The organism is Protofrankia sp. Cr2 (genome assembly GCF_963555885.1).
Classification (GTDB): Bacteria; Actinomycetota; Actinomycetes; order Frankiales; family Frankiaceae; genus Protofrankia.
This window is the reverse complement of sequence record NZ_CAUVXG010000007.1, coordinates 123,080-139,576: the sequence shown is the minus strand read 5'-3', so window position 1 is coordinate 139,576 and position 16,497 is coordinate 123,080. Positions and strand designations below refer to the sequence as shown.

Annotated in this window: 18 protein-coding genes; 11 read left to right on the top strand and 7 right to left on the bottom strand. The window is 66.4% G+C overall.

Going from position 1 to position 16,497, the window contains the following annotated elements:
- On the top strand, window positions 1-249 hold a 249-nt coding region (locus U9978_RS06260), incomplete at its 5' end, for a type II toxin-antitoxin system PemK/MazF family toxin (protein WP_322760092.1).
- A gap of 540 nt (window positions 250-789) precedes the next feature.
- Here the strand turns inward: U9978_RS06260 and U9978_RS06255 are convergent.
- A complete protein-coding gene (locus U9978_RS06255) occupies window positions 790-1,041 on the bottom strand; it encodes a hypothetical protein (RefSeq protein ID WP_322760091.1) in 252 nt (83 codons plus the stop codon).
- 349 nt (window positions 1,042-1,390) lie between these two features.
- On the opposite strand from U9978_RS06255, the gene U9978_RS06250 reads away from it, so the two are divergent.
- Window positions 1,391-2,041, top strand: coding sequence for an RNA polymerase sigma factor (locus U9978_RS06250; RefSeq protein ID WP_322760090.1), 651 nt, complete (start codon window positions 1,391-1,393; stop codon window positions 2,039-2,041).
- Window positions 2,034-2,735 (top strand): hypothetical protein, encoded by a 702-nt coding sequence (locus U9978_RS06245; protein ID WP_322760089.1) that lies wholly within the window; start codon window positions 2,034-2,036, stop codon window positions 2,733-2,735. The genes U9978_RS06250 and U9978_RS06245 overlap by 8 nt, the downstream gene beginning before the upstream one ends.
- An 849-nt stretch (window positions 2,736-3,584) precedes the next feature.
- Here U9978_RS06245 and U9978_RS06240 read toward each other — a convergent pair.
- On the bottom strand, window positions 3,585-4,406 hold the full coding sequence (locus U9978_RS06240; protein WP_322760088.1) for a hypothetical protein: 822 nt from the start codon (window positions 4,404-4,406) through the stop codon (window positions 3,585-3,587).
- Between the two features lie 198 nt (window positions 4,407-4,604).
- The gene (locus U9978_RS06235) at window positions 4,605-4,931 is read right to left on the bottom strand and encodes a hypothetical protein (RefSeq protein ID WP_322760087.1); all 327 of its coding nucleotides are present in this window, start codon (window positions 4,929-4,931) and stop codon (window positions 4,605-4,607) included.
- An 824-nt stretch (window positions 4,932-5,755) separates the two neighbouring features.
- On the opposite strand from U9978_RS06235, the gene U9978_RS06230 reads away from it, so the two are divergent.
- Window positions 5,756-6,103: a MerR family transcriptional regulator gene (locus U9978_RS06230; RefSeq protein WP_322760086.1), complete on the top strand. Its 348-nt coding sequence runs from the start codon at window positions 5,756-5,758 to the stop codon at window positions 6,101-6,103.
- 111 nt (window positions 6,104-6,214) lie between these two features.
- Entirely contained in the window at window positions 6,215-6,448 is a 234-nt protein-coding gene (locus tag U9978_RS06225; RefSeq protein ID WP_322760085.1) for a hypothetical protein, read from the top strand.
- A gap of 66 nt (window positions 6,449-6,514) precedes the next feature.
- Here the strand turns inward: U9978_RS06225 and U9978_RS06220 are convergent, their stop codons facing one another.
- Genes U9978_RS06220 through U9978_RS06210 form a run of 3 tightly spaced genes read right to left on the bottom strand, consistent with a single transcriptional unit; the run spans window position 6,515 to window position 9,717 of the window.
- Window positions 6,515-7,600, bottom strand: a complete 1,086-nt coding sequence (locus tag U9978_RS06220; RefSeq protein WP_322760084.1) for a serine hydrolase domain-containing protein — start codon at window positions 7,598-7,600, stop codon at window positions 6,515-6,517.
- 47 nt (window positions 7,601-7,647) lie between these two features.
- Window positions 7,648-8,487: an SDR family oxidoreductase gene (locus U9978_RS06215; RefSeq protein ID WP_322760083.1), complete on the bottom strand. Its 840-nt coding sequence runs from the start codon at window positions 8,485-8,487 to the stop codon at window positions 7,648-7,650.
- A gap of 30 nt (window positions 8,488-8,517) precedes the next feature.
- Window positions 8,518-9,717, bottom strand: coding sequence for an amidohydrolase family protein (locus U9978_RS06210; protein WP_322760082.1), 1,200 nt, complete (start codon window positions 9,715-9,717; stop codon window positions 8,518-8,520).
- A 508-nt stretch (window positions 9,718-10,225) separates the two neighbouring features.
- Between U9978_RS06210 and U9978_RS06205 the strand changes: the two genes are divergently transcribed.
- From U9978_RS06205 to U9978_RS06190, 4 genes are all read left to right on the top strand, one after another.
- Complete coding sequence (locus tag U9978_RS06205; RefSeq protein WP_416210864.1) at window positions 10,226-11,149, top strand: VOC family protein; 924 nt, start codon at window positions 10,226-10,228, stop codon at window positions 11,147-11,149.
- Window positions 11,149-11,796 (top strand): nitroreductase family protein, encoded by a 648-nt coding sequence (locus tag U9978_RS06200; protein WP_322760080.1) that lies wholly within the window; start codon window positions 11,149-11,151, stop codon window positions 11,794-11,796. Before U9978_RS06205 ends, U9978_RS06200 begins: the two co-directional genes overlap by 1 nt.
- 145 nt (window positions 11,797-11,941) lie before the next feature.
- The gene (locus U9978_RS06195; protein WP_322760079.1) at window positions 11,942-13,135 is read left to right on the top strand and encodes an amidohydrolase family protein; all 1,194 of its coding nucleotides are present in this window, start codon (window positions 11,942-11,944) and stop codon (window positions 13,133-13,135) included.
- Entirely contained in the window at window positions 13,132-14,139 is a 1,008-nt protein-coding gene (locus U9978_RS06190; RefSeq protein ID WP_322760078.1) for an acryloyl-CoA reductase, read from the top strand. Before U9978_RS06195 ends, U9978_RS06190 begins: the two co-directional genes overlap by 4 nt.
- 40 nt (window positions 14,140-14,179) lie before the next feature.
- On the opposite strand, the gene U9978_RS06185 is transcribed toward U9978_RS06190, so the two are convergent.
- Window positions 14,180-14,842 (bottom strand): TetR/AcrR family transcriptional regulator, encoded by a 663-nt coding sequence (locus U9978_RS06185; RefSeq protein WP_322760077.1) that lies wholly within the window; start codon window positions 14,840-14,842, stop codon window positions 14,180-14,182.
- 559 nt (window positions 14,843-15,401) lie between these two features.
- On the opposite strand from U9978_RS06185, the gene U9978_RS06180 reads away from it, so the two are divergent.
- Complete coding sequence (locus U9978_RS06180) at window positions 15,402-15,725, top strand: hypothetical protein (RefSeq protein ID WP_322760076.1); 324 nt, start codon at window positions 15,402-15,404, stop codon at window positions 15,723-15,725.
- Window positions 15,679-16,497: fatty acid--CoA ligase family protein (locus tag U9978_RS06175; RefSeq protein ID WP_322760075.1), on the top strand; the 819-nt coding region annotated here is incomplete at its 3' end. The genes U9978_RS06180 and U9978_RS06175, both read left to right, overlap by 47 nt.

Sequence of the window (16,497 nt, the reverse complement as noted above, 5' to 3'; positions counted from 1 at the left end):
GCGTCCTACAACGCGAGCCGGTTGGTTACGGTCATCGCGGCCGTCATCACATCGAACACCGCGCTGGCCACCATGCCCGGCAACGTCTTCATCCCCGCTGCTGTGACCGGCCTGCAGCGCGACTCCGTAGTCAACGTGACCGCCATCGTCACTCTCAACAAGGGCGAGCTCGGGCGCGCCGTCGGCGCTGTACCGGAGAGCCTCATGCGAGATGTAGACCGGGGACTGCGCCAGGTTCTCGCGCTCTGACGACGGTGAGCGCGGATCACACCAGCCGGGAGGAACACTGCCGGTTGACAAGTCGGCGCCGTCGGCGCCCTGAGTCCGTCGAGCCATCGACGGAGCCGGTCGCTCTAAAAGAACGTTGGAATGCGTGCCGACCGGTGAACATCCACCCGCCGAACGTATTACGAAACCGTCAGCCTGTCGGCACTTGCAAAGGGTGCATACCAGGGTAGGGGTCACGTCAGCCAGATGATCGAATAGGAGTCGCGGAAGTCCAACTTCGACGGCCACGCCGCTCCACTTTCGAGCACCGTCGCACCGCAGCACCGTCCGCGCATCCGTGTCGGCTGTGACGCTGTCGCCGACTCTGTCAAGATATGGACCGGAATCCTCACCCGTGAAAGCCCCGGGTCGCGACCTAGGACGCATTACGGGCACCCATACGCTCGACACATTCTTGCTCGGGATCATGAAGTCGATTGATCCATACGATTGTTCGTGTCCAGGGCTTGGCGCGGGCACGTAGCGCGCGGCTGACGGTCACCTCCGGGTGAACGACATCTGTCACCGTCTCCTTGACTGACGGCTGGCTTCCTTGTCGTCCGATTCCACGCCTTGGGGTCGGGGCCGCTGCGAGGCGCTCGTGGTGGACCTATCGACTTTCACCCCACAGCCGAACGCCTGAGTCTCCGCATCGCGCCGGCGCGGTCCGACCGTGACCACGATCTGTTCGCCCTTTTCCAGGGATGTCGCGATCGGCCCGGCCACCTTCTCGCTGAACCACGCGTCATCGAACTTCGCCAGTGGCGTCGTCACCGCGAAGCGGCGTCATGAGGTCATTCGCAGCACAGGACTCATACGGATGACAGGTGTCGCCGTGCTGACACATACATCCGACATCCGGTTCCGGTATCCGGTCCATTCCCGCCGCGTGATCGAGGTGGCCTCGGGCTCGCCCCGCGCGCATCCCACGGCGAGACCGAGTGGATTATGTGCGTTGCGTGATCTACTCGGTCTCTCACGGTTTGTCCTGGTTTCGGACCTCTACCGGCGGCAACCGCAGGTGCCGTCCGCGATGTGACCAGTGGCGATGATCCCGGCGATGACGGTGTTGGTGGGGAACCCGGCATGCCTGAGCGGACATTACGAGGCATGGGGCTAGCCGATGTCGAGTGAGTCCGCCTCCGTCTCCGCATCCGACGGTGATCTGCTGGCGCGGGTCGCGGCGGGTGATGGGAGTGCGGCGTTTGGCTGTCTGTTTCGCAGGCACTCCACCGCTGTCTACTCGTACTGCTTCCACCGACTTGGTTCGTGGAGCGCTGCGGAGGACGCCACGTCGGTGGTCTTCCTGGAGGCGTGGCGGCGTCGGGCCGATGCGGTCGTTGTGTCGGGGTCCATCCGACCGTGGCTGCTGGGGGTGGCGACGAATGTGATGCGCAACCAGCGTCGGGCAGCTCGCCGGTACGACGCGGCGTTGCGTCGGCTTCCACCGCCCGAAACAGAACCTGATTGTTCCGACGAGGTCGCAGGACGGCTCGACGACGAACGTCAGATGGCCGGGGTGCTGAGCGAGCTCAGGTTGCTGAAACGCGACGAGCTGGATGTGATCATGATGGTGGCGGTGGAGGGCCTGACGTACGCCGAGGCATCTGTAGCTCTAGGTGTTCCATTAGGAACAGTACGTTCGCGGCTGGCGCGTGCGCGTGCCCGGCTCGCCGCCCAGCGGCCTTCGGTCGTGGCCGCGTCCGAGAGCGGCGGTAGGCCTGCCACGCCGGCGCGGGTGGGCCGCGGCCAGGGAAGGATGCGAGATGTCTGATTTCAGTCTTCCGGAGGTTCCACCGGGTCGGTCGATCCCGCCCGACCGGCTGGCACAGCGACAGCTGCTGCTCGAGCGGCACATCGCCGCGTCTGGTAGGGCTGCAGGAAAGCCCTGGTGGCGAAGGCGCTGGGCGGTAGTTCCAGGTGCGGTTGCAATAGCTGGTTCGCTGGCGGCTGCAGGGTGGGGTCTGCTCCCAGGCGGGCAGGCGACGGACGCGACGACCGTCTCGTGCTATTCGACGGTGAACCTGGATGGTGATGTGGGCATCGTCGGCTCGGCCGCGGTGGCAGATCCGGCGGGGGCCTGCCGCACGGTATGGCGGCAGAGCGGGATCTCTGAACCAGCGACAACCGCGGTCTGCGTCACCCCGATGGGAATGATCGCCGTTTTTCCTTCGGACGGTTCCTGCCAGAAACTGGGGCTGAGGCCGTTCACGGGGGTATCCGAGGATGCGGCCAATCTTGCCGCGTTCAAGGAGGACGCCTCCGAGGCGGTGGCCACGGCTCCCTGCCAATCCCGTTCCGTCATCGTCACCATGATTCGGCAGGAGCTGGACGCCCACAGTCTGGGGACATGGCGGATCGACGAAAGTGGATATAATCAACCCTGGGCTGAGGGACGTCCATGTGCGAGTCTCGGGTTTGACGACGAAGGGAAAAATGTAATCATCGTCCCGATGCCGCCCGGGTGACCTGCATGACGACGGTGGCCGTTCGGGATGGCCACCGTCACTCACATACCAGTAATCATATAATCCACAGGGATGACACGCGGTCGTTCCACCCGGCAGCAAGAACCGCGGCGCCTACGTTAGGCCCGGTGTTACCGGGATACCAATATCTGTCCCCGGTGTTGTGCTTCGAGAGATGAACCCCACAGGCTCCGGTGACAAAAGACGACATTTCGTCGAGGACCACACTCGTCGACGAGTCCGTGTGACGGCCTGAGTCGGCCTGACTTGGATCTGGGGCTTTGGTGACATCCTGGTGTGATGCCTCCGCTAGCCACAGTCCGGGCTCGTGGTCGCGCACCGTCAGGTGCGGCTGATCACATCCCGGCTGCGTTGCAGGAAGTCGCGCTCGCTCGCCTTCTCGGCGCGGGCGAGCGCCCCTGCGTATGCCTCTCACTCTCCATACGAATCGCACCTGTCCGGAGCGACGCATGGCCTCCCGTTTGCACGGACGCTGTCGCATATTTTCTGGACCATCGGCAACGCCACAGCCCGAACAACCCACCCATCTAGATCATTCTTCTGGAACAGCACCGACGGTATCCGGGTCCGATGCTTCAGCGCCGCTGGCGCCATGGCTGACACCCGGTATGACGTCGCCTTCACCAGCACGTACAAGATTCCCTGAGTCGGACGTCGATGCCGGCTGGGCGGTCGGGTAGCCGCCTAGCCGAGCACCGGCGCGGTGTCCTGATCCAGCTGTTGCGCGCCATGACTGCCCGACCACCAATCGGCGATGCAGACAGCGTGGATCTGTAGGTTCGGCCCTTCGCCGGTCCCCGCCGGCAGTCGCAGCAGGTCTTCGACAAGTCAGACATCCTCTAGCTGGTTGTCGACCTGGTGTCTTACGGTCAGTGGTGAGACGCCGAAGTGGCTCGCGATGACGTCGAGGGCGGCGTCCTCGTCGTATGTCTCGAGGGTCGCCAGCGCACGGCGTATTCCCTCGGCCGGGGCAAGCAGTTCGGCTGCGAAGGCGCCCGCGACCCGGTCATCGCCGGTGTGGGCGGAGGACAGGAGGAAGATTTGCCGATGCGGCCGGAAAAGCGCCCAGCCGAGTGCCTTCGCGCGGCGGAACGACTGATAGTGGCTACCAGACCCGGCCGCGCTCGCGAACTTCGGTGGATCACTCAGCGCGAGCCCGCACCGGTTGTCCCTGACGGCGGCAAAGCCCTGTAGGCCGCCCGCAGGGCCCTGAAGTTCCTGTGCACCCACCCAGGAGGATATGTCGAAGGGTGCGGTCGCCTCGGCGTTCAGTGCCTGCCGTACCGCGCGTGCCATGTCAAAGCCGATATGCCATGGCCGCCGAAGGCCAGGGCTGTTCGGCACAGCGTCCGCAGCAAGCTCACCCGTCACCGCCGCACGAAGAGGTGTCAACGACATCGCGGCGTCCGCTGACGCGCGGCCCGCCGCTTCGGACGCCCTTGGGATCCACTGAGCGGCTATGTCAAGGGTGTCGAGGTCCGCACTGTCCAGAAAGTCGGCCTGCAGCTCGGCTGGGATGGCAGGCACGATGGCCAGCAGCTCCGTCGAGGTCTCTTCGTCGACGGAGTACGGGTCAAGGCCCAGTCTTGCCGCCGCCAGACAGAACTCCCGCTCGTCCTCGTCCGCGCTTCCTATGTCCGCCCACTCCACGGAGAGCGGCGTCTTCCCGACGTCCGACTCCGCGAGCCGGTCCAGGACGCGCTGGACGACGCCGGCCAGCGCGTCCTGGCCTCGTCGGAACGGACCAGTGCTCGTCCGCTTGACGCGAACCGCAACGGCCCCAGCGCCCGGTCCTCGTCGGCGGCCCAGACAACCCGGGTGACCGCGCCTTCGGGCACCACTGTCAGGTCAGGCCATCCCGTCCCCGGCGCCTCGCAGGTTGTGCTGGCGCAGCCAGGGGTACCGGCGCAGGTTGGACCACGTCCAGTACGCGGACCTGGTGGCCGAGGGACGAATGTGCCCCGCCAGCAGCCACCAGTTGGCAGCAATCCATTTAGCCAGCGGATAAAGACTGCCATAGATCGACCGCCGGAAGGTGCCATCTGGCTCCTCTACCTGCGTCACGCAGCTGCCGCCCACCCACAGCTGGTACCTCGCCCAGGTGGCGGCCAGCTCAGGAGCACGTACGCCCGGTGCGTCGAGCCACTCGATCTGCAGTTCGATCCCGACGCTCACGGAAGCCACCCTGGAGCTTCCTCGGGAAGGATCGGATACCCCTTGTACTCGCCGGACCCCGAGTTACACAGCCGCGCCTCATAGTGGCCGTCGACGAGGAGCCCGCATCGTGACCCCCTACATCGTGTCCGACTCGGCAGAGCTATGGGTCGAGGGTACCGGCGGCCATCGACCCGAGCACGCCACATCTGTGTCTTCGGAGTGGCCCGCGACCCTCCGTCGTCCGCGTGTCGATGCCGTTGACCCGGGCCAGTTTCCGGACCAGCTCCTCATGAAGGCTCGCCGTCGCGATCAGTACCGTCGCGCTTCGCTCCCGATCCTGGCCCGGCCGCCGCCGCCGGTCCGCTCGGCCGCCACCGCGACGACCGAGTACCTCCGAGCGCCGCTCAGGATCGTCGGCACGACACCAGGTCGTGGGGGAGTCCGGGCACGGCAACATACCTACGGCTGCCGTGCAGAAAAATCTGTTGCTGTCGCAGTAGACATGGAGGACTGCGTCGGCTAGAGTTCCTGTTGTAGCCAAGTGAGTGAGCGATACGCGCCAGACATGAACTGGTGCGAGCGCTACGGCGGCCCAGCGGGGGCCACCGCGCGCGTCGTTGGATGTTCGGCAAGGCCCGTGGAGTGAGAGCGTCAGTTCGGTAGACCCCGGATGGGAAGGTGGTTCCCGGTTACGCATCTGCGACCCCAACGCCTCCGCCCTCTCTGGTGGAGATGCGCAGACAGATAGCCGGCGCAGTGGGCCGGTAGACGGTGTTGAACCTCGCTCGGGGAGGCTTGGTGCTGTACGGCACCAAGCCTCCCGACGTGTCCTGAAAGGTGCAATGGCCCCAGAAATCGTACCGAGACCCGCCGACAGCCTTGACGACGACGACTACCCCGCCTACACCGTGGGCCGCGCAGCGGCGATGCTCCAGACCACACCTGCCTTTCTGCGGGCCCTCGGCGAAGCTCGTCTGATCACTCCGCTGCGTTCGGATGGCGGACACCGCCGCTACTCCCGCTACCAGTTGCGCATCGCTGCCCGCGTCCGCGAACTCGTCGATCAGGGCACCGCCGTCGAGGCCGCCTGCCGCATCGTCATCCTCGAGGACCAACTCGTCGAAGCCCAGCGGCTCAACGAAGAGTTGCGCGATCATGCAACCGGCCGGGCGGCTGTCGAACCGTCGTAACGAAGCCGGCCTGTCTGGGCAGGGTGGCTTGCGTGTCGTGTCCGCAACCCGGACGGGTCGATCGCGCTCCACCGCGACCAGTTCCCGTGGCCCGACACCACGCTGGAGGGGTTGGCGAAGCTCGAGGCGTCGTTCGCCAGGATGGGGTTGATGGTCTTCCAGGGCTCCACGGAGTCCTTCGACGACATGTGCCGGCAGGCATCCCGGGCGTCGAGGCTCGAGCACGTCCATCACGCCGGGAACTCGTCCGGGGTGGTCGACGGCGCGAGCGCGCTCCTGTTGGCGTCTCTCGGGTATGCCCGCGCCCACGGGCTGGTGCCGTTCGCCAACAGTGGAGACAGGTGATGGAGCGACGACTGGCCGTCGGCCGACCGCATCCACATCGAGTGCCCACAACTCGCGTGGGGGCGGTCAGCCGACGAGGTCGTTGCCGAGGTTGGCGATGTTGATGATGCGGTTAGTGCCGGCGCGGCTATAATCGTAGCCGGCAAGTGGGTAGCCGTTCGTAAGGAACGCGAACGACGTGTCCGCCTCCGGGTCGTGGAACGCGAGCTGGCACGGCGCCCCGCCGTTGCCCCACGTGCGCGGCGACCCGGTGGTTGGTGCCCACGGCCCTGGGTCATCACCGCACACGGTCACGAACAGGCCGAGGTGGGTGATGCGGTCGCTGCCGCCATAGAGCTTGTCGCCAGCCGGGGCCATTGACACGTGCGGCCGAGTCGCCTCCTCGACGATCTCCTTCGACCACACGCCCGAGTGGTGCACGTGCTGGAAGAACATCGCCATGTCGGCGGCGGTGCCGACGAGCGAGTGGCTCGGCTCCCCGCCGGCCAGCACCTCGGCGTTGGCGAGGTACCACGGCCCCCACGGATCGACCTCCTGGTCGTCGCTCGTGCGGTCAATGGCGATCGGAGCGGCGACGAGCTCCTCGTAGCGCTCGGCTGGAACCGGCAGCACGAAGCCGAGGCCGAGCGGCTCGACGATCGTCGTGCGCAGGTAGTCGGCGAAGGGGAGTCCGGTGCGGCGCTCGGTGAGCTCGGCGAGGATCCACGCTGCCGAGGTGAGGTGGAACTGGAACTGCGTGCCCGGCTCGTAGTCGAGACGCCAGCGGGCGAACGCCGCCAGCCGGGACTCCCGCGTGAGCATCTTCGGGTAACCGAGGGGGGCGAAGGGCAGGCCGGCGGTGTGGGTGAGGACGTGGCGCACCGTCACCGCGTCCTTCCCGTTGGCGGCGAACTCCGGGATGATGTCGGCCACGTGCTCGTCGAGGTCGAGCAGCCCGTCGTCGAGCAGCTTCCACGCCGTGCCGGCGACGACCGAGCGCCCGACCGACTGGAGGATGTAGCGCGACTCGGGCGTGGCGTCGCCGTAGGTCACGAAGGCGACGAGCTCGCCCTCGTGCGCGACGGCGACCTGCGCCGACGGCAGCGGGCCGTGCTCGACCTCGAGTCGGACACGCCGCAGGAACATATCGAGCCGAGCGGGGTTGAGCGCCATGTAGCTATCCTTCGTTGGCGAGTTACGACATCCTCGCGCGGGTGTGGTTAGTTCGCCCCGGCGGCACCCGCCCCGGCCGTCTCACCGCCGTCGAACGTGACGAGGTTGCCGGTCATGTAGGCAGCCCGGTCGCTGGCGACGAAGGCGATGAGTTCGGCCACCTCGCCGGGATCCGCCACGCGACGCATCGGGTTCACGGGGAGCTGCTTGCTCTGGTGGTAGGCCAGGACCGGTTGCACGAGTTCCGTGTCGACCTTTCCTGGGGCGATCGCGACGACGCGGATGCCGTCCCGAGCCCACTCCAGGGCGGCGACGCGGCTCAGCATGTTCAGGGCGGCCTTGGACACGCAGTACGCCGAGAGGCCGATCGACGGATAGAGCGAGGCGGTGCTCGAGACGTTGACGACGACCCCGCCCCCACTTGCGGCCATCACCTTGTGGGCCTGGCAGGACAGGTGCCACGCAGCGGTGACGTTGACGGCGAAGGTCCCCGCCCAGTCCTCCGCCGTGAGCTGGTCCGCGGGCAGGACGGGCGGAAAGACCCCGGCGTTGTTGACGAGAATGTCGAGCCGCCCGAAGTGCTCTTCGGCCTTGGAGACCAACGAGTCCAGCGCGGAGGTGTCGCGCACGTCGGTGGGCACCACGACGGCCGTGCCGCCTGCCGAGTGGATGGTCTCGGCGACCTGGCTGAGCGAATCGCGCGAACGCGACGCGAGGACCACGCAGGCTCCGGACATCGCGAGGCGTCGCGCGGTTGCCGCTCCGATCCCGCGACTGGCGCCGGTGACGATGGCGACGCGACCGCGCAGTTCGTTGTCGTGATGGTCGAATTCGACGGTCGCTCCCGGTGGGCCCGTCACCACCGTGCCCGGCTCGTGTTGGTCCACGTACCCCTCCGTCTCGTGAGCGTGCGGAATCTAGGCCGGAGCGGTCGCGAGCCCCACGAGCTGCAGCCCATTGTCCCGCAGCAACTTGCGTCTTTGGTCGGCGGGCAGGTTCTGCAGCAGCTGCTCGAACGACGCAGGCTCCGCGAGCCCCTCCGGATGGGGGTAGTCGGAGCCGGCGACGATGAGGTCCGGACCCAGCCGTTGGACCACCGCGGTGACGTCGTCTTCGGGGTAAGGCGTGACGCGGACGTGCTCGAGGAAGATCTCGCTCGGCCTCGCGGGAAGTGGTCCGCCGACCCACGGACCGTTGCGGCCCAGCCCCCGCATCTTGTCCATGCGTCGCAACAGAGGCGGTACCCATTCGCACCCGTGCTCGGCGCTGAGCACCTTGATGTTCGGGAAGCGGGCGAAGAGGTTGTCGAAGACAAGCGCGGCGAGCGTCTCCATGACAGGTTGGTCGCCGTAGGTGAACGTCCACTGCCAGGCCGACTGCGTGTAGAATGTCGGCTCGGGTTGCTGGCCCCAGTCCGGCGACCGCCGCTCGGTGTAGCTCATGGCGGGTTCGGAGATGTGATAGACGACCGTGACGCCGGCTTCGTTGACCCGGGCCCAGAACGGGTCGAAGTACGGGTCGCCGGGCGACCGCCCGTAGACCGGGCCGGTAGGTAGCAGGATCGCCTTGGCGCCGTTGTCGAGCACCCAGTCGAGAAGATCGACCGCCATGTCGAGGTCCCGCAGGGACAGCTGGGGAAGGCTGAAGATGCGCTCCTGGTAGGCGAAGCCCCATTCCTCCGCACACCAGCGGTTCCAGGCGCGGAGGCTTGCGTAGAGCAGATCCGTCTCCCGCAGGTAGTGCTCGGCGAGCAAAGCCGTGCTCGGGAACATCAGACAGGCCTGCACGCGCTGGGCGTCCATGACGGCAAGCCGGGCGTCGCGGTCCTGGTACTCCGGTCGCATCGGTTCCATGCGGTAACTGTCGCCGACGGAGCCACCCGTCTTCATGGTGAGGAGCATCTCCCGTAGGGAACCGGGCCGACCGACCTCGTCGAAGATGCTCGCATCCAGAAGTCGGACCGGCCGGCCGGCGGCCAGCAGGATGTCCTGACCCTCGGCGTCGATCTCGGTTCGGAAGGTTCTGTCGGCGTAGGTCGCTTCGATGTGTCGGGTGAACGAGTCTCTCGGCTCGTAGAAGTGGTTGTCGCCATCGAAGATCTCGTCCGTGCGGGCCATCGTCCTTCCTTCCTGATCGACCTGACTGGTCGGGCACCGGTTAGCCCATTATAACATACCAGACGTGTCACAAACCGCACTTTGGTGCGGATCGTGTGTCGTGACGCCGTGCCTGGGTTGACTCGTTTTAGAACACCTGGTATCTTATATTATTGCCACCCACGGGCTGGCGTTCGGTCGGCGGGGACCAGGGGTGCTCCCGCCAGGTTCTGCGGAGCGAGCGGGAGAGGGAACGGGCAGCCTTGATCAAAGTCTTCAGCTGTACAGGCCGGGCGACGTCCGGATCATGTGCCGCATCCGCGCAGCCGACCCGACACCAGCCGTTCGTGGTGGTGGCACGCACCAGATCCGGCCGGCTTTGGTGGCTGACCCAGCCTTCGCTCGGCGGCCTGTTGTTCCGAGGCCCCTACCGCTCGGTGCAGGAGCTCCGAGCAGATTGCCTGGACATCATTGAGAGGGCCGCTGCAGTTTCGTGCACCGATCGCAGCTACCCGGCTGGATTGAAGGGATGCCGCCGATGGTTCGGCCGACCCGTTTCTTGCACTGCAATCTCAACTGCGCTGATGTGGCTGCAGCCGCCGCGCTGTACACAGACGCGTTGGGGCTTCGGACGGGGATGACCACCAGGACCGATAAGATCGACGCGCGGCCAATGGGCCTTGACACGGCCACAGCGACGATCGAAGCGCGGTTCACCTACGATCACCGCGGTGGCAGGCGAAGCCCTGCGCTCGAGTTGGTCGAGTGGAACAAGCCCGCCACGACAGGCGAGACGTACTCCGATCCGGGTGCCATGGGAATGCAGGCGGTCGGGTTCGAGGTGCGGTCGATCGCCGAGGCAGTGGCGTCCTTGCGGGCCGCGGGTGGGGTCGCCCGTCCATCGACGCTGACCACGGTGGGCGGCGATCGCCTGGTCGCAGCGGTCATGCTCGACATCGACGGAGTCGGTATCGAGTTGGTCGAATCGGACGTCGCCGCCTCTGCGACGTTCGCCTACGTGCGAATGAACTGCGCTGATCTGCACGCCGCCACCGACTGGTACGAGCAGATCGGCTTCGAGCGCCGGGGGCCTCTCCTTCAAGCCGTGTGGGAGCAGGCCGCTCAGAGCGCCGAGGTTCAGGTCCAGCGGATCGGGCTCCCGGGTGACAGCAGCTTCGAGTTGCAGCTCACGACTGCTCGGCCGGTGTCGGGCGAGGCCAAAGCACACGCTGCCGCCAACCATCGAGGGCTGTTTCGCATGGCCCTGGCGGTCGAAGACATCCACGACGCGGTCGGGTCGGTGCGCGCCGCGAACATCGCCACCTCCGACCCGGTGTGGGTGCCGCTGCCGGGCACCCCTCTGGGGGGCATCTGGGCGTCATTCGGCTGCGACCCCGACGGTGTGATGGTCGAGTTCGTCGGGCTACCTGTCGCTCAGCTCGAGGCCCGGTGATGGACCCGGTGGCCGGAATCGACGTAACGAGCGCCGACCTCCTCCTGTCGACGACGCGTGCAGTCCGCAAGCGCCTCGACCTTAATCGTCCCGTGCCGCCCGCGGTCATCCGGGAGTGCATTCAGCTCGCCATCCAAGCGCCGACGGCCAGCAATGGGCAAGGGTGGCGGTGGCTTGTCATCACCGACTCCGATATGCGCCGCCGTCTCGCCGAGCTTTACCGTCAAAGCGATGCATATCTCCATAAGAAGGCCGCCCAGGTGCCCGGAAGCGATCTCCAGATGCGGCGGGTGTATGACAGCGCGCTTTACCTCAGCGAGAACCTCGAGCGGGTCCCAGTGCACGTCATCCCATGCATCGAGGGTCGCGTTGACGGCGCGGACAATTCCGTCGCTGCCGCGCACTACGCATCCATCATCCCAGCAACGTGGAGCTTCATGCTCGCCCTGCGGGCCAGGGGCCTGGGCTCGGCCTGGACGTCATTGCATCTGGTCAAGGAGAAGGAGACCGCTGAGCTGCTCGGCATCCCCGGGAACGTCACGCAGATCGCCTTGATTCCTGTCGCCTATACCATCGGCAGCGACTTCAAGCCCGCAGCCCGCGGCCCCGCCGAGGCGGTGACGTTCTGGAACAGCTGGGGTGGCTGACCAACATCCGCTCCCGGGTACTCTCCCCAGGCCCGGGCGGGAGCGGCGTGCCGACAATACTTCTGCCTCTCCCGCTTGACGCGACGACGAAGGAGCACTGATGCCTGCAGTGACCCATGATCCGGGCAGCCTTGGCTACCTGCTCGTGGACGCCGACAACCACTTCTACGAGCCAGCTGACTGCTTCAGTGCGTACATCGATCCGACCAAGCGCGACCTTGCCTTTCACGCAGAGACGGTCGATGGCGAAAACCAGTACCTCGTGGCGGGACGCCGCTTCACCTATCTCGAAGAGCCCTTCGCCGAGACCCAGGTACGTCCCGGCGCGTTAGCGTCCATGCTTCGGGACCGCTACCGCGAGACGCCGGACTCGGTGGGCAGCGCAGGGCATCCGGACTTCTCAGCGACCGCGGCGTTCATGCCGATGGATCCGGCCTGGCAAAACCGCGACGCTCGGATCGCTCTGATGGACCGGCAGGGCGTGCAATCGGTGATCATGTTGCCGACTCTGGGTGTCACGGTCGAGCACTTCATGAAGGGCGATCCGGTCGCCACCTACGCCAACCTGAACGCGTTCAACCGGTGGCTTGAAGAGAACTGGGGCTTTGCCTACCTTGACCGGATCTTCTCACCCGCGCTCATCTCGTTGCTCGACGTCGAGAGTGCGGTCGTGCAGATCGAGCAGGTTCTCGCGGCCGGTGCCCGATTCGTCGTCATGAAGCCCGGACCGGTAGGGGGCAAGTCGCCGGCGCACCCCGACTTCGACGCCGCGTGGGCCCGACTCGCAGAAGCGCGAGTCGGGGTGATCTTCCATGTCGGCGAGGCGGGTTTCAACGAGCTCTACTCAGCCTCCTGGGGCGAGAACCCGAACCCGAGCGCCTACCGCGCGAGTGCGTTCCAGTGGTGCAACTTCATGGTCGAACGTCCCATCATGGACACGATCGCCGCTCTGGTCTTTCACAACCTCTTCGGCCGGTTCCCTGATCTTCGGGTTCTCACCATCGAGAACGGATCCGCATGGGTCCCCTACCTGCTTCACTCGATGGACAAGAAGAAGGGCATGGGCCGCAACGGCCCCTGGATCGGCGGGCATGTTGTGGGCCGGCCGAGCGAGATCTTCAAAGAGCACGTGCGCGTCACGCCGTTCCACGAAGACGACCTCGAGACCCTCATCGGCGAGATCGGCGCTGAAGCCATCCTGTTTGGCTCGGACTACCCCCACGCGGAAGGCATCGCAGAGCCAGCCGACTTCGTTCCCCTGGTCAGCGGCCTCGACGCGGCCGCCAAGCGCCGGATCCTGCGCGACAACACGCTTGACCTGATGAGAGGGCATTGGTGAGCATCTCTAGGTTCCGGGCGTTCGTCGCCACCGAGCAGGACACCAGAGTCAACCGCGGTGTGACTGAACTCGACATCAGCGACCTTGCTGCCGCGGGCGTGCTCATCGACGTGCAGGCCTCGAGTGTGAACTACAAGGACGCGCTGGCGACGATCCGGGGCGGCCAGGTGGCCGGCATCTCACCGCTCGTGCCGGGCATTGACCTCGCCGGAGTCGTTTTGGAAAGTGACGTTTCCTGGCTCGCTCCGGGCGATGCGGTGCTGGCGCACGGCTATGCCATCGGCACATCCCAGCACGGCGGTTACGCAGAACGCGCCCGGGTGCCAGCGGAGTGGATCGTGTCGCTTCCCGTAGGACTCACAGCACGGGAAGCAATGATCATCGGCACGGCCGGGTTCACGGCCGCGTTGTCCGTCATCGCTCTGGAGAACCATGGCATCGAGCCGGGGTCGGGGCCGATTCTCGTCACGGGCGCGAGCGGTGGCGTCGGCAGCATGGCCGTCGACCTGCTGGCCCGGCGCGGCTTCACGGTCGTCGCAAGCACGGGCACCCCCGCGGCTGAGCCCTACCTGCGGAAGCTCGGCGCCGCAGAGGTGCTTCCCCGTGCCCAGCTGTCCGACCCCGACGGCCGTCTACTGCGGCGGCCGCGCTGGGCCGCGTGCGTCGATGCTGTTGGTGGACACACGCTCGCCAACGTCCTTGCCCAGCTCCATCCCTCTGGTGTCGCCGCCGCGACCGGTCTCACCGGCGGGTCAGGACTCCCCACGTCTGTGCTGCCGTTCATCACGCGTGGCGTCACCCTCGTCGGGATCGACTCGGTCAACCTGCCCATCGACCAACGGCGCAGCGTCTGGGACCGGCTGGCCAACGACCTCAGACCGGTCGCGATGGAGGACATGGTCCACGAGATCTCGCTGGAGCAGCTCGACATCGAGTTGAGCCGCATCCTCGCGGGCGAGACGACAGGCAGGGTGATCGTCACCCCTGCAAGAGCAGCCTCATGACCGACTTGGCGCACAGCGATGCTGAAGCCTCACGCGTCGATCAGGCTATCGATGTTCGCTTCCGGCCGGCCGCGCTCGGCTCGGGGGTTCCGGGCTGCGGTGTCATGCGGCTCATGATCAGCTGAGTCATGTGGTCGCCGAGCCACTGCGGTGAGACCTTCTTGTGGCCGGTCGAGGAACCCGCGTAGAGGGCGCGTACGCCGACCCCGTCTATCATCGCCGCGATGCCGGCCGCTTCTTCGGCGGCGTCAAGGTCAGTATCGATGGAGCCGTCCGCCTGGCCGCTCTGGATCAGATGCTCGAGCGACTTCCTCCATTCGCCCCAGGCTCGATTGATCTCCGCGGCGAGCTCGGGGTGGGCGGCTGCGTAGCCCCAGAACTGGACCCATGCCGCCCACTCCTCCACCTGTTCTCCGTTCATGGGCATTTGGTCCAGCAGCAATCGACGCAGCGCCTCCCGCCCGGTCGGCGCTTCGAGACTCTGCTGGTAGCGCTGGGCTGACCGCTCGTGCAGCAGCTGCAGCGCAGCCGCCACCAGCTCGTCTTTATCGCGGAAGTAGTGGTGGAGGACGCCGGTTGACCAGCCCGACTCCCGGGCCACGCTGCGCAGGGTGGCTCCGTCCACGCCGTCACGCGCGATACAGCGCAGCACTACTTGGGCGACCTCGCGACGCCGCTCGTCGTGATCGACCACCTTGGGCACGACGACACTCCTCCTGTGGCAGCATTCGAACAGATTGCGGATTTTGGGCCGTGCGCAGCCAGGGCAGCCTCATAGCCAGTATATAACCTACCTGCTGTGCGACGTTGGCACGGCGCTCGCGAACCCATATTCGTAAGACGGCAGATATGTTATAAAGGACAAGCTGGCGCTCGCCGTCGAGGGCCACGCTCACGGCGTTCGCGCCAACGCGCTGGCGCCGCTCGACAACGTCGCCACGCCCGGTGCGGGTGCCCACGACCTGGTCGACGACTTTGTTCTCGAGGACGAGTCGGTGATGGCCGAGGCCGCACTCGCCCTGGTCGAGGGCGACCTCACCGGGCGCATCACGCTGTCACAGACACTGCTCGCCGAGCTCGGCCGGGTAGCGACAAGGGCGCAGGCGTGATCGAGCAGGACTTCACCGGCCGCATGGGCGGCCCGCCGTGGGTGAGCTGGGCGAGCTGCCCGATGGACGGGGGACGCGGTTCAGTGCGTCGTGCCGCGTGACCCTGGGCGCCACGGCTCCGAGCTCGGACGGAAACCACCGGAGGGGCAATTCATGACCGACGACCAGACGCCGGCGGCGTCCCGGCACCACCCGCAGCGGGTCGGTCCCAGTGCGCAATGGCCAGCCGACACCAGCGCCGAGTGGCTGGAGACGAACATCGGTGACGTGCTGCGCACCCATGCCCGGGAACGACCGGAACGCGCGGCGGTCAGCTGGCAGGACGGCGACACCCTGACGTGCCTCACCTACTCCGAACTTTTAGCCGCGGCGACCCGCGTCGCCCAATGGCTGCTCGAGCTAGCCCGCCCTCGCCATCGGCGCAAACTACGTGATCGTTCCAGAATTCGACCCGGTTCTCGTCTTGGACCTGGCTGAACGCTCCCACGCCACCTTCATGGGGGGCGTGCCGACCATGTACATGGCGATGCTCGACGCGCCTGACTTCGCCGCGCGCGACCTTCGCAGCCTTCGGGGACTGCTGGGCGGCGGGTCGACGGTGCCTCCCGTCCTCGTCCGACGCATCGAGGAGGCGTTCGGCGCTCGGATGGTCATCGGATACGGCCAAAGTGAGTCACCGTGCATCGCCCAGACCTGGCTGGACGACTGCGATCTCGACAAGTCGGAAACCGTCGGCCAGCCGCTGCCGCACCGGGACGTCCGCATCGTCCGGCCCGGCACAACCGAGACCGCGATGCTGGAGGAGATCGGCGAGCTCTGCACCAGATCGGCCATGACCATGGATGGTTACGTCGGTGACACCCCGGTCAGCTCCGACGTCGTCGACGCGGACGGCTGGCTCCATACCGGCGACATGTGCTCGATGGACGGTCGAGGTTTGCTGCGATTCCACGGACGGCTGCGTGAGGTCATCATCCGCGGCGGCGAGAACATCTACCCTCGTGAAGTCGAAGAGGCCCTCATGCAGCATCCCGACGTTGCGCAGATCGCAGTCGTGGGCATCGCCGACGACCACTGGGGAGAAGAGGTCGCGGCATTTGTGCTCCCAGTACCGGGAACTGCTCCCAGTGTCGATGAGCTCACCGTGTTCGCGCGCATGCTCCTCGCCCCCTTCAAGATTCCCCGCGGCTGGGCTTTCGTCTCCTCATTTCCCCTCACGGCGTCCGGAAAGATTAAGAGCGACCGGCAA

Bases quoted from the DNA above. Each gene is read 5' to 3' on its own strand.
- U9978_RS06250 (WP_322760090.1), top strand. From the start codon at position 1,391: ATGTCGAGTGAGTCCGCCTCCGTCTCCGCATCCGACGGTGATCTGCTG.
- U9978_RS06245 (WP_322760089.1), top strand. From the start codon at position 2,034: ATGTCTGATTTCAGTCTTCCGGAGGTTCCACCGGGTCGGTCGATCCCG.
- U9978_RS06230 (WP_322760086.1), top strand. From the start codon at position 5,756: ATGGCCCCAGAAATCGTACCGAGACCCGCCGACAGCCTTGACGACGAC.
- U9978_RS06220 (WP_322760084.1), bottom strand. From the start codon at position 7,600: ATGGCGCTCAACCCCGCTCGGCTCGATATGTTCCTGCGGCGTGTCCGA.
- U9978_RS06210 (WP_322760082.1), bottom strand. From the start codon at position 9,717: ATGGCCCGCACGGACGAGATCTTCGATGGCGACAACCACTTCTACGAG.
- U9978_RS06205 (WP_416210864.1), top strand. From the start codon at position 10,226: ATGCCGCCGATGGTTCGGCCGACCCGTTTCTTGCACTGCAATCTCAAC.
- U9978_RS06200 (WP_322760080.1), top strand. From the start codon at position 11,149: ATGGACCCGGTGGCCGGAATCGACGTAACGAGCGCCGACCTCCTCCTG.
- U9978_RS06180 (WP_322760076.1), top strand. From the start codon at position 15,402: ATGACCGACGACCAGACGCCGGCGGCGTCCCGGCACCACCCGCAGCGG.